Consider the following 11,931-nt stretch of genomic DNA (forward strand, 5'->3'; position numbering starts at 1 on the left):
ATGATATGGCGTAAGGAAAAAAGTGGATGATTAATGGTAGATATGTCATATAAAAAAGCCGACCCAGTGCGGGTCGGCAAGTTGTATAAGGATATCAAAATATAGGTTCATATGCGCAAAAAGCAACATAGAGGATGATAAGCTAAGCTCGCTTAGTCTGTAGGAGGTATAACCTCAATACGTGTAAATAGCTCAACAGGTTGTTCCGGTTCCAGGCGAATCAAGCCTGTCTCATCATCCGATAAAGCGAGATTGGGTGCATCCGGGAGCCAAGTATACGGTTCAATGCACAAGAATTGATCGGATTCGCCTTTGGTAAAGAGAACCCAGTGTTTGAAAAATGCTTCATCTGCTGAATATTTCAATGTATATCCATCTTGTCGGCGTAAGTAAGCCGTTGCTGGTTCACCTTCGGTAGCTTTCAACAAAGTATCCCAGTTACGTCCATGCAAGTTGATGCCTTCGTTCAGAGCAGACCATTCACCTAGAGATTCTATTTCACCTGTAGGGAGTTGTTCTTCATTCTGTCCGTATAGTCCGGAAACAGGCACTTGCAATGTCCAGTCGGCAGGTTTGCCGTCTAGCAAAAACCATGTATGATATCCCATTCCGAAAGGAGCGGGTGTTGAGCTCAGATTGGTAACTCGCAGACGCTGGCTAAATACAGCGTTTTGCAATCTGAACGTCATCTCAAGCTTCAGGGGAATCGGGAATTGAGCCATCCAGTGCTCTTCATTTTCAGTTAGTAATTCGGTCGTAATTGCACAGCCGTCTTCATCTTCCTCAATGTCACTGACACACCAGGATTGGGTACGGTGGAGACCGTGTATATGGTTGTCATTCGCCGTATTTTGATCGAACTGGTAACGAACACCTTCATATTCGAATTGTCCCCGATGAATGCGTCCAGGTGGAATCAGAAGAGGAACGCCAAAATGGTACGGCTTCTGCAGATAAAAGGCAAGATCGTCTTCATCCGGACGACGGACGACATCTCTGTCCTGCACTAAATCGCGAATAGAAATAATATTATTTCCAAGACGCGGCAGCAGGGTGATTTCCAATTCACGGCTATGTAGGATATACGTGTCGTAACCATTCCATTGGCCTTTGGTCACTTGTTTCATATCGATGCTCCTTTTCCCACTTGAAATCTTCTGCAAGCAGTTGTGATGACTATACTGCTGCAGGCGTGTCATTGTGTACATGCCAGCTATTTCCTGCTCTACTTCGAGTGAAGTAAACAATAGGATAAGCAATTCCATCATAACAGATTTTGGTGTGCGGGGTAAAAAAGTTCATCTCATTTTGACATTCGCGCCTGTGCGCATTAAGATGGAACTCTGAAAGCATTTAGTTAGAATTAAATGACATGAAATCGATGACAGGGATAAGTAGGCCAAGAGAACCCTCTTCAGAAAGCCGGTGGTTGATGTGAACCGGTGTGAACTCTTTACCGAATGGACCCTTGAGTGTGGATTTGAACAGGCGCAGCCAGCAACGGGCTTGCCCCACTAGAGTCTGCCGTATAATCCACGTTACGGAACAATGAAGGCAATTCTTCGGCATGACTTGATTCAGGGTCAGGAGCAATGGAAGAAAAGCGAATAAGGGTGGCACCACGGTCTCACGTCCCTTGCGGATGTGGGGCCTTTTTGCGTTCGCAGAGAATGGCGGGAGCTTTTTATTTACAATCAGGGAGGCGTTATGTGCAATGAAAACAGTACTTTCAGGTATTCAACCGAGCGGCAAGCTCACATTGGGTAATTATATTGGTGCAATCAAAAATTTTGTAAAACTTCAGCATGACTATCAGTGTCATTTCATGGTGGTTGATCTTCATGCCATCACCGTGGCTCAAGAGCCGGCAGCATTACGTGAACAGTCAGAAGCTGTAGCTGCGCTGTTTATTGCAGCAGGCATTGATCCGTCGAAATCCAACGTATTTCTGCAATCCCATGTACCGCAGCACGCGGAACTGGGCTGGTTGATGACTACGCTGACCTCCATGGGTGAGCTTGAGCGTATGACTCAATTTAAGGATAAATCATCCGGTAAAGACTCCGTTGGTGCCGGACTGTTCGTTTATCCATCATTAATGGCTGCTGATATCTTGTTATACAATGCTGACCTTGTGCCAGTAGGTGAGGACCAGAAGCAGCATTTGGAGCTGACACGTGATCTGGCAGGACGTTTTAACCACCGTTATGGGGAGTACTTTACCATTCCAGATCCGTATATTCCGCAGGTGGGTGCTCGGGTCATGTCACTTGATGATGCATCTTCAAAAATGAGCAAAAGTAACCCTAACGCTGGCAGCTATATCGCTCTACTTGATCCGCCAGATGTTATTCGCAAAAAAATCAGCCGTGCTACAACGGATTCCGGGCGTGAAGTGGTATACGATCCGGCGAACAAACCGGAAGTTAGCAATCTGATGAGTATCTACGCGGAATGTGCCGGTATGACGCTTAAGGAAGTAGCGGAGCGTTATGAAGGCAAGATGTATGGTCCGTTCAAAAAGGAACTGGCTGAAGTGGTTGTATCTGTGATTGAACCGCTGCAACAACGGTATAATGAGATTCGCGAGTCTGGCGAATTGGCCGAAGTCTTGGATACGTCAGCCCGCCGTGCAGAAGAAGTTGCTGCTCAAACGTTGGATGCAGTGAAAGAACGTATGGGGTTTGTTCCTAAACGTAAACTGTAGTGCTGTACAAGATTATCATATTTCACGCAATGAATAGTTAACATGAATAAAGAGGAGCCCTAATGAAGGACTCCTCTTTATTTGTACGTTTATTATTGAATTATAAAATGACCTGTTCAAGAAGTAGGCTCTGAAGCGGTCGAGCGAACTTCCTGACGTTCTTTTTTGGCGCGAATCACAAATCCCCAACCAATGTTGGCAATGGACAGCACAAACAGTAGTCCGGCTAACCAACCAGAGTAGGAGATTGTAATTGCTGTAACCGCTAACAAGATGATCGAAGAGAATGCGAACCATAAGGATAAGCCTTTGCTCATTGGGAAAAACCTCCATCTACAAATTTAGTAAAATTCCGTATAACCTGAAGCGTACGAGCCATAATAATCTTGCAAGCTTGCAATACATTACAGACACAGATTGAAAGGAGATTATAAATTATGGCTCAAGGATCTCGTTCTTCAAACAACTTGGTGGTACCTCAAGCGACTGCAGCACTGCAACAATTGAAAATGGAGGCTGCACAGGAACTGGGTGTAACTATCCCACAAGACGGTTACTATGGTAACTACACTTCCCGTGAAACAGGATCTCTGGGTGGATATATCACCAAACGTCTGGTACAAATCGCTGAGCAGTCTCTGGCTGGGTCTGGCAAATAATTTATCTTAACCAAACAGCAACAAAACAGGATAAACAGAAAGCCCGGGGCGAAACGCTCCGGGCTTTCTCGCGTATCAGTTCCTATGTCTGATTGTGCCTTGCCATGCTCGCTTCGTCAAGGGCGTGCAGATAAAAGTTTTTTCTCCATCTTCTCATCACTTAACCAGCCCACATACGTATCGATTGTTTCGAAATTCCGATCCATCACGACTACAGCGACAAATGGATACTGTTTCCGGTGTCGATAACGTACATCTGCCCAGCGTACCTTGTAACCGGCAGGCAATTCTTCAACCTCGGCCACCGCATAGGAGGTAAAGTAGAGGAAGGCACTGACTTCCGGTGATTTGCGTGAAGCAGCAACGGCCGCATGAGTAGAAGATGAGGCGTGCAGGCTCCATGCCAGATTAGAACCATCCATTTTACCAATCTCATAACTGCCATCTTTAACTTTTTTAACGATATGCCAGCGATTCCAGGATATCGTCGGAATGACGATATATTTAGCTTGCTCTGGGCTGTTATCAAGACGTCTAACCTTTCTAACCGCTTGTGCACGAGCAATCGTCCGCCATACATAATATAAACCAGTCAAGCTATACAACGTAATGAAGATTGGTGCAGGGGCGAACAGATCAAAGGCCCATAACAGAATAGCCACGACGTGCGTGGTGAATAGAAACGGATCAAAAATATGAATGATATTCCAGGCAATCCAGCGTTCCGTAAAAGGCCGGGCAGCTTGAGTTCCATAGGTATTGAACAGATCAGTGAATACATGAAAGCCTACGGCTACAGCGGTCCAAGTGGCAACGTGACCCATAGGGACACCAGGGAATATCAGTGCAATGACGCCAGTGATGAGCAGAACCCATAACAGGAGAAATGGCAGAGAGTGTGACAAGCCCCGATGATTCCGGATGTAAAGCGAATTGCTTTTGAGACGTAACGCAGTATCGATGTCAGGGGCCTGGGAACCGGCGATCGTGCCAACCATTACCGCAGCTGCCAGCATAGGATTTGACGCGACGACCGGATCGACATAAGCCAGACCGGCTAAACCAATCCCCATGACAAAATGTGTAGAGGTATCCATAAACGTCTCCTTTGTGTGGTGTATCGTTCTAAGGCATATTGCTTCTCTATCTAGGTGATACCCATATATAGTGTATAATATCCGCCTGTCAGGATGCAAAACACCCCAAATTTCAAACTGATGACAATAAATGTATTATAACCAATAAATGTACGTGGTTTGTCAAACTATTTCCACATTTCCTATGATAAACTTTATATCGGATACAGAGAGAAATTACGCCAGAGAATGCACAATACAAATCGAATGATGTACAACGTTGAAATAATGTATGGGCATAGTTCCTTCAAACCGTTACAATAATATAGAATCTCATAAAAAGTAGGTTTCTTTGAATACATATGTCACAATGCATGAATTAAGCGTAACGGCCGTGAGGACTTTTTTGATTCACATATGTATGCGTATTCATTAGAGGAGATATAGAAGGGACGAGGAAGATGCTGAAAAAGTACAAATGGACATGGATGTTGCTGGGGCTCGCACTGATTATGGCTGTGTATCTGATGTGGGGCACCGTATTTGCCAGTAAGGAAAAATTACCCGAGATTCGTGAAATCCAATCCTTTTCGATGGAAAATGTAGATGGGAGTACGGTATCCCTGGAGGATACTCAAGGGAAAGTCCGATTGTTCTATTTTTATTTCACCAGTTGTCCAGATGTCTGCCCGATTACGACGTTTACGTTATCCCAGGTGCAGGATCTGTTGAAAGAGGACGACACCTTCGGTAAAGATGTCTCGTTTGTATCCATTTCATTCGACCCGAAAGTCGATACAAGAGAGAAGATTAAGACTTTCGCGGACCGCTTCCATGCGGATTATTCGGGATGGTACTTCTTGCGAGGGGATATGGACAAAACAAAACAGTTCGCCAGGGATTCATTCCAGATCCTGATCGAAGGGGAGAATAAGGACGATTTTGCCCATATGAACATGATTGGGCTGGTGGATGAGAACAACCAGCTGCGCAAGGTATATAATGCCTTTAATACAGAGGACGTTGTGCCTGCTGTAATTGCCGAGGATATTCGCAATCTGATCAACGAATAATGATCTGATCATCATACTATAAATGCTGCCTTCAGGTTGGATATCAACCCAAAGGCAGCATTTTTGTATTTCCATTTTAATAGAGAGGATGTTCAGGGTATTGGATGTATGTCTCTAACCCGGCCTTCTCCAGCTGGGCAATGATATACTCATCAGGCGTTCCTTCTACACCTGCATATCCTCGTCGTGTATACATCTGTACTGCATCCGGGAAAGCATCCCGAAGCACACCTCTAATTTTTTTGCCGGAACTATCATTATCCATAAATAAAAAAACTTCATCATATCCGACCTGTTTGCGCAGGGTCTCCAGCTTGAGTGAATTAAGCGTTCCAAACGTGCATAGAATGTTGATTTCGGGTCCAACCAAACGTTTTAATTTGCTTCGGTCATTCTTACCTTCCACAATGACATGAATAGGCATCTTATTCACCTCTTGTTCGAGAGCTTATGTCGACATTCCCCGGGAAATGTTGCAGCGAAAATCGACTGGATTATATAAAATGGACTGCTTTTCTTTACACTGTTCACTACACGGACAGGAGCACCTCTGATTTCTAAATTCTTTTTCACGTACCTCAGGATTTAATTTCTGATCAGGAGTGGCCGTTACGGTTACGGATCGTTCCTTCGATCGCTGTTGTCTCCAAATTTCTGATTGATTTTTTATAGGTTGAAATATGGAGACAAAGGCGAACGCTACCGCTTCTTCAAAATCGATTCCGTTCCCTTCACTACTTCCAATGATCATCCATACCCAATGACGGTATTTAAGAAAAAGATGAAATCCTAAAGACGGCGCTGATGATCCCTAGGCCGCTCCGTTCGTGTGTAAAACGTCAGTCCGTTGTATATAGTTTAGCTGTAATTGGGGGAATGATGCAAAGCTAATGCAAATACAGGCCTAATTCAATATACTTTTCGGATCCGACAGGGAAGCTTCGCGTCTGGAAGTATAGTATGGAAGCAGTAGCATGCCAATCATTAACAGAACAAAGGCAATGAAATAGGGAGATAACCCGACACGGAGTTGTCCGGCTGTGATGGGGCCGATGAAAGAACCAATGGAGGTGGCGATGGATTGCAGCGAGAAAATGCGCCCCAACTTGCTTCCTCCGCTTAGACGAATAAATAGGGTAGCCATAGCTGGAAAGATAATACCTTTGGACATCCCAAGTACAAACAATGCGGTTGACAACGGAATTTGCGGAATAGCTGCCATCACAAAAAAACATAAGGACATCAGGAGCACACCCGTAACCAGTCGCAGTTTCGGGGAATACCGATTGAGAAATAACATGCTGAGTGTGGAGAGGGCCCCGATACTGATTATGGAGAACAGTAGGCCGGTAGACATCATGGACGAATGTCCGCCTCCCCGCAGGGGTAATTCGAAAAAGAGAATCCCCTGAGCACAGGCGATAACCAGAGGCAAGGCAAAGTATCGCCAGGATACCGGCAGGAATGCACTTGTAGTATCTGCGGGTGCGACGTCAGGTTTCGCAGGTTCCGTTACTTTCTCATGCTGCTTGACAATACCGCGGGGCATGGTCAAAAATGCAATGACACCTGTGAGAATAAGTAGATAACCTAAGCCTGAGAATGTAGCGGAGAATCCCATAGAACCCACAATAATGGCACCAGCTGCTGGAGATACAACCGAAGCGAGCGTATGAACTACCCCGTGACCTGACATATACTTACCCTGTTTTACTGGATCGCTGGATAGCTGTGCAAGCAGGGCGAGACATGCCGGAGACAGAAAGGCCAGCACAAAACCGCTGATGGAACGCAGCGCCAGTAGTTGCCATGGGGTATGGACATGAGCTTGCAAAAGCAGGATGAATCCTGCCCCAAGCAGACTGAAAACAATGTAGCGGCGACTTCCGTGTTTATCAATTTGTGTTCCTGCAATCAGATTGCCAGGAAGATGCGTTAAGGAATAGATGCCCATCATCCAGCCAATGAAGGTAGGGGCGGCTCCAAGCGAGATGGCAAAAGGGGTCAGAATGGGATACTGAGCGTGCAAATCAAATACGGCAAGGAACAAAAATAGGTATAGCCAGATGGCTGTTTTCACATAAGCCCCTCCTTGTTAAGCGATGCATATTCACATTACAGGTCTTGAACGTGTTCCCCGTTCGCTAGCAGAACCTCATGGTACTACTTGTACGCCTGGCGGGACGAACTTAGACCGTTTATTTTTACGAGGGAGGGCTTAGCTGACAGCAGCTTCGGAAATCATGTATAATATTCGGGAAGTGTAACGAATGAATTCTAATACGGAAGGTGTAGTCATGAACATAGAAGTAATGAAAGAGTTTGTGATGCAGAACTGGCTGGTGATCGTGGTTGCGTTGATCATTTTGTTCTTTGTTCTGAATGTGGTCAAAACCGTATTGAAATGGGCGATTGCCATCATCATTATTGCGGCTCTACTGATATACAGCGGCATCTCCATTGATCAGATCAAACAGACAGTGACAGACGTACAATCCAGTACGATGGACACATTGAAGAAGGAAGCGACCAGCATGATGCTTAAGGAAGCTTCCAAAGCAACATACGTCAAAGGACAGGATGGCGCATTCACCATCACAAGTCCCAATGTGGAGATTAAGGGCCGAACACAATCGGATAAAGTCGATGTGACCTTCCGCGGAATTTCACTCGGCGAATGGAAACTCGACAATGAAACCATACGTACGTTTGTCGAACAGGCACAGGAGAACAAAACAGCACCAGCATCGTAGTAAAAGGGGGAATCAGTACGTGCTGCAGAATTGGCTGGACAGCCTGAAGGAGTTTAATGGCATCACCATTATGCTGCTGCTGATTGTGGCTGCTTCATTGTTGCAGGGATGGTCCAGAGGGGCTTCGCGTTCAGCAGGCAGACTCTTCGGGTTCCTGATGGATGGCATTATGGCGGTGATTGGTATTCTTTTGTCGATCGGTTTGACGATGTGGCTTGCGCCATATGTGCAGCAGTGGTTGTCTGCGTATGCTTCAGCCATGCCTAACCGTGAGTTGAATCGGTGGGAACAGATGTATTATACGTTGGTTACAGCGATTGCAGATTTCCCGCTGATGCGGTTCGCTGTATTATTTGTAATTAGCTACGGACTCATCCGATTGGTTCTTGGATTGCTGTCTTCATTTATGTTTAGCAGCAGGCAGGGGCTAGGCGAGGAAAGTGCTCCTAAAGGTATGTTTAGCAGGTTGACAGGTGCATTGATAGGCACGATTATAGGCTCTGTCCGCGGAATGATAGTCATTGCGGTGCTGTTCATGATTGTCAGTCTCTACCCTGGGAGCATGTTCAGCCGATATGTAGAGGCATCTCCCATATATATGCAAGGGGCCAAATCGGTTATCGAACCGTTGTCTGGCACGTTCATCAAGGACAAGCTTCCCGTATTCACGCAGGCTGTGCAGAAGGAACTGGGCGGTATCCTGCAACGCAAATATGAAGTCATTGACCATAATATTCCGACAGACATTAAATCTGCGGCTCGTGAGGTTGTTAAAGGCGAATCGACAGATGAAGCCAAAGCAAGAGCGCTATATGACTGGGTAGGTTCACGTATTCAGTATGACTATGGTAAAGTGGATGACTATGAGCAAAAGGGCATATGGCATGAACAGACTCCGCAGAATACATTTGATACACGCAAAGGCGTATGTATTGATTATGCCCGTCTCTATGCAGTGATGGCCCGTTCACAAGGACTTGAAGTCAAAGTCGTTACAGGACTTGGCTATAACGGCCAGGGAGGATACGGTCCACATGCGTGGAATGAAGTGTATTTGAGTGATTCCGAGAGCTGGGTTCCGCTTGATCCGACATGGGCGATTAGTGGAGATTGGTTTAATCCTCCGAATTTTGCCGACACCCATCTAAAGGATCAATCAGCTTGACAGTACAACGGACATGGGTCCTTCATATGACGACGTTGCCAGGTTATCATGCCGAGAAGAAACAGTTTGAGCGGTATGCATCAAGTCATGAAAGAGGTAGGATGGATGAAAAAGCATTCCAATGAGAAGGATGAACTTACAGACAAACGGCGATTTAGCTACCGAATGAACGTATTTTTCTTCGTTTCCTTTGTTATTTTTAGCGTTATTATTGTACGTTTGGCATTTTTACAATTTGTTGAAGGACCTGAGCTCAGTCAGGAAGAAGCGAGCAACATTACCAAGGATGTGCCGCTGCCTCCCGTGAGAGGCACGATCTATGATTCCACAGGTGAAGTGAAGCTGGCTTATTCCAAGCCCATTCAGTCGCTATACCTGACGCTGTATAAAAACTATGGTGATGTAAACGGCGAGCCGAATCCGAATATAGCTGAAGTACAAGACATCGCAACCCGGTTGCATGACGTGTTTGAACAGTACAAGCTGAAGGATTCAGAGCCACTTACGGTGGAGCAGATCATTGAAGCTATGGACTTGAACTCACGCAAGGCGAATGGTTTCATGCCCCGACTTATCAAGAGTGATCTGTCCGAGGAAGAAGTCGCTTATTTCTTGCAGCATAAGGATGAGTTTAAAGGCATTCAGATTGTCGAGGAAAGTGTACGATTCTATGATCCGGACACGGTAGCGGTTCAGACGATCGGTTATCTGAAGAAGTTCAGAAGCTCGAAAACCTTGAATAAGTACAAAGAGGTGGACGAGGCCAATAAAAAGCAAACGGATCCGGGCCTTGTGTATACGGAGAATGAATTCGTAGGCTTTGACGGACTGGAGCTGCAATATCAGGATGCTCTCCGCGGCAAAAGCGGATATACATCGGTTGATGTTGATTTGCGTAACTTGCCTGAAGGCGTGGCAGGTTCAACCCCGCCGGAGAAAGGGTATGACCTGATTTCCAGCATTAACAAGAACGTTCAGATGAAAACGGAACAGGCTATCCTGGATCAGTTGAGCTGGCTTCACCGGAACCCGGTTTCCGGTCGATTGCATCCGAATGCCAAGACCGGGTTTGCGGTTGCGATGGAAGTGGATACCGGGAAAATCGTATCTGCTGCCAGTATGCCGGACTATGACACCAACATCTGGAGAACGGGCAGTATCACGAATGATCAATATGATGATATTAAATATGTGTATCAAAATGGTACGATTCGTTCATTCCCTCCGGATGACTCTAAAAAGAGAGCCGAATCGATCGTGTTACTCGGCTCCACGATCAAACCGCTTAGTGTCTTGATCGGCTTGAAAGAGGGTTTCTTCACTACGAATACGGTTTATTCGGATAGAGGTTCAACGACCTTTGGTGGAGACAACCGCAGAGTACAGAACTCATCGGGGCATGTATACGGTGCGATGCGTCCGCATGATGCGATTCGTCATTCCTCGAACGTATTCATGATTGATGAGATTGGGAAGAAGTTGTACTCGAAATATGGCGCGAACGGAATTGACAAGTGGGATGAGTACATGAAGCAGTTCGGCCTTGGAGTATCCACAGGGGTTGATCTACCAAATGAGTTCCTGGGCATACGGGATTACATGAACGAAACGGAAAGCTCGCTGACTCGTCTCGTGTATGGTTCCTTTGGACAGCAGGGGAAATACACAACCATGCAGTTAGCACAGTACACCACAATGCTGGCGAACAAAGGAAAGCGGATGGAGCCACAACTGGTTAGAGAGTTCCGGGATTCGGAAGGCAACGTGGTCGAGAAAGTAAAACCGAAGGTACTCAGCACGGTGGAGTTTAACGATGCCTACTGGAATGAAGTACAACGAGGCATGGCAACCGAGGTATCCGCATTTAGCGGATTCCCATACGACTTTGCCAGAAAAACAGGAACATCGACACAGGTAGTAGGCGGTAAACTGGTGGATAACGGGGTGTTTATCGCCTATGCACCACGTAACAATCCAAAGCTTGCTGTCGCTGTGGTTATCCCCGAAGGGGGCTTTGGATCGAGCAGTGCGGCTCCGGTTGCACGTGCGATCTTCGATGCCTATGACGAGGAATTCGGTCTCGACGGTGTACCGAAAAAAGACAAGAATAAAGATTCAGAATCGGAATCAGGCACACAGTGATGTGAGGCATTGGTTACAGAGAGGACCCTTCGTGGGTCCTCTTTTTTGTTTTCACGCGGAGAATGGATCGTGGGGGGAAGGAATTAATTACATTAATGTGTAACCAATTGAGCTATGTCACGTTTATATAAGGGAAGGATGAACGCTTTCTGGAGAACGAGATAACGTTGATATGTCAGTGTTTACATTGAAATCGGTAGATTGGTTAATGTAACGGTTCTGTTTACGAAAATGTAACCAAAATTTGAAAGACGTGACAGCTAACCTTTGGTAGACTTGTATGAGATAGGATCAAAATTAAGAAATTGAACACGTACAGAACGGATTAAAGAATTTATTTTTATAGAGGAACGGGA

Annotated in this window: 11 protein-coding genes and 1 other annotated feature; of the genes, 6 read left to right on the top strand and 5 right to left on the bottom strand. The window is 45.8% G+C overall.

What is annotated here, in order from left to right; translation table 11 throughout:
* Positions 1 to 152 precede the first annotated feature (152 nt).
* Positions 153 to 1,127 carry an aldose 1-epimerase gene (locus AC4G47_RS04395; protein ID WP_491104920.1) on the bottom strand — a complete coding sequence of 325 codons (975 nt, stop codon included), beginning with the start codon at positions 1,125 to 1,127 and terminating at the stop codon, positions 153 to 155.
* A gap of 245 nt (positions 1,128 to 1,372) precedes the next feature.
* Positions 1,373 to 1,640 (top strand) — a binding site (T-box leader).
* 74 nt (positions 1,641 to 1,714) lie between these two features.
* On the opposite strand from AC4G47_RS04395, the gene trpS reads away from it, so the two are divergent.
* A complete protein-coding gene (gene trpS, locus AC4G47_RS04400; RefSeq protein ID WP_145325065.1) occupies positions 1,715 to 2,707 on the top strand; it encodes a tryptophan--tRNA ligase in 993 nt (330 codons plus the stop codon).
* A 116-nt stretch (positions 2,708 to 2,823) separates the two neighbouring features.
* Here trpS and AC4G47_RS04405 read toward each other — a convergent pair whose 3' ends face one another.
* Positions 2,824 to 3,024 carry a hypothetical protein gene (locus AC4G47_RS04405; RefSeq protein WP_491104922.1) on the bottom strand — a complete coding sequence of 67 codons (201 nt, stop codon included), beginning with the start codon at positions 3,022 to 3,024 and terminating at the stop codon, positions 2,824 to 2,826.
* Between the two features lie 120 nt (positions 3,025 to 3,144).
* On the opposite strand from AC4G47_RS04405, the gene AC4G47_RS04410 reads away from it, so the two are divergent.
* Positions 3,145 to 3,366 (top strand): alpha/beta-type small acid-soluble spore protein, encoded by a 222-nt coding sequence (locus tag AC4G47_RS04410; protein ID WP_056702318.1) that lies wholly within the window; start codon positions 3,145 to 3,147, stop codon positions 3,364 to 3,366.
* A gap of 116 nt (positions 3,367 to 3,482) precedes the next feature.
* Here the strand turns inward: AC4G47_RS04410 and AC4G47_RS04415 are convergent, their stop codons facing one another.
* Positions 3,483 to 4,463 carry a metal-dependent hydrolase gene (locus AC4G47_RS04415; RefSeq protein ID WP_491104923.1) on the bottom strand — a complete coding sequence of 327 codons (981 nt, stop codon included), beginning with the start codon at positions 4,461 to 4,463 and terminating at the stop codon, positions 3,483 to 3,485.
* A 440-nt stretch (positions 4,464 to 4,903) separates the two neighbouring features.
* On the opposite strand from AC4G47_RS04415, the gene AC4G47_RS04420 reads away from it, so the two are divergent.
* Entirely contained in the window at positions 4,904 to 5,515 is a 612-nt protein-coding gene (locus tag AC4G47_RS04420) for an SCO family protein (protein WP_091037915.1), read from the top strand.
* A gap of 76 nt (positions 5,516 to 5,591) precedes the next feature.
* Here AC4G47_RS04420 and AC4G47_RS04425 read toward each other — a convergent pair whose 3' ends face one another.
* A complete protein-coding gene (locus AC4G47_RS04425; protein ID WP_458124034.1) occupies positions 5,592 to 5,939 on the bottom strand; it encodes a toprim domain-containing protein in 348 nt (115 codons plus the stop codon).
* A 480-nt stretch (positions 5,940 to 6,419) separates the two neighbouring features.
* On the bottom strand, positions 6,420 to 7,595 hold the full coding sequence (locus AC4G47_RS04430; protein WP_491104924.1) for an MFS transporter: 1,176 nt from the start codon (positions 7,593 to 7,595) through the stop codon (positions 6,420 to 6,422).
* 190 nt (positions 7,596 to 7,785) lie between these two features.
* Here AC4G47_RS04430 and AC4G47_RS04435 point away from each other — a divergent pair, with 190 nt between their 5' ends.
* From AC4G47_RS04435 to AC4G47_RS04445, 3 genes are all read left to right on the top strand, one after another.
* Positions 7,786 to 8,268: an ATPase gene (locus AC4G47_RS04435; protein WP_186327914.1), complete on the top strand. Its 483-nt coding sequence runs from the start codon at positions 7,786 to 7,788 to the stop codon at positions 8,266 to 8,268.
* 19 nt (positions 8,269 to 8,287) lie between these two features.
* Positions 8,288 to 9,433: a transglutaminase domain-containing protein gene (locus AC4G47_RS04440; RefSeq protein ID WP_491104925.1), complete on the top strand. Its 1,146-nt coding sequence runs from the start codon at positions 8,288 to 8,290 to the stop codon at positions 9,431 to 9,433.
* Between the two features lie 105 nt (positions 9,434 to 9,538).
* Positions 9,539 to 11,575 (top strand): peptidoglycan D,D-transpeptidase FtsI family protein, encoded by a 2,037-nt coding sequence (locus AC4G47_RS04445; protein WP_491104927.1) that lies wholly within the window; start codon positions 9,539 to 9,541, stop codon positions 11,573 to 11,575.
* The last annotated feature ends 356 nt before the right edge of the window (positions 11,576 to 11,931 follow it).

The sequence above is a fragment of the Paenibacillus sp. Negev47 genome, from assembly GCF_058313655.1.

Bases quoted from the DNA above. Each gene is read 5' to 3' on its own strand.
- AC4G47_RS04395 (WP_491104920.1), bottom strand. From the start codon at position 1,127: ATGAAACAAGTGACCAAAGGCCAATGGAATGGTTACGACACGTATATC.
- trpS (WP_145325065.1), top strand. From the start codon at position 1,715: ATGAAAACAGTACTTTCAGGTATTCAACCGAGCGGCAAGCTCACATTG.
- AC4G47_RS04405 (WP_491104922.1), bottom strand. From the start codon at position 3,024: ATGAGCAAAGGCTTATCCTTATGGTTCGCATTCTCTTCGATCATCTTG.
- AC4G47_RS04410 (WP_056702318.1), top strand. From the start codon at position 3,145: ATGGCTCAAGGATCTCGTTCTTCAAACAACTTGGTGGTACCTCAAGCG.
- AC4G47_RS04415 (WP_491104923.1), bottom strand. From the start codon at position 4,463: ATGGATACCTCTACACATTTTGTCATGGGGATTGGTTTAGCCGGTCTG.
- AC4G47_RS04420 (WP_091037915.1), top strand. From the start codon at position 4,904: ATGCTGAAAAAGTACAAATGGACATGGATGTTGCTGGGGCTCGCACTG.
- AC4G47_RS04425 (WP_458124034.1), bottom strand. From the start codon at position 5,939: ATGCCTATTCATGTCATTGTGGAAGGTAAGAATGACCGAAGCAAATTA.
- AC4G47_RS04435 (WP_186327914.1), top strand. From the start codon at position 7,786: ATGAATTCTAATACGGAAGGTGTAGTCATGAACATAGAAGTAATGAAA.
- AC4G47_RS04445 (WP_491104927.1), top strand. From the start codon at position 9,539: ATGAAAAAGCATTCCAATGAGAAGGATGAACTTACAGACAAACGGCGA.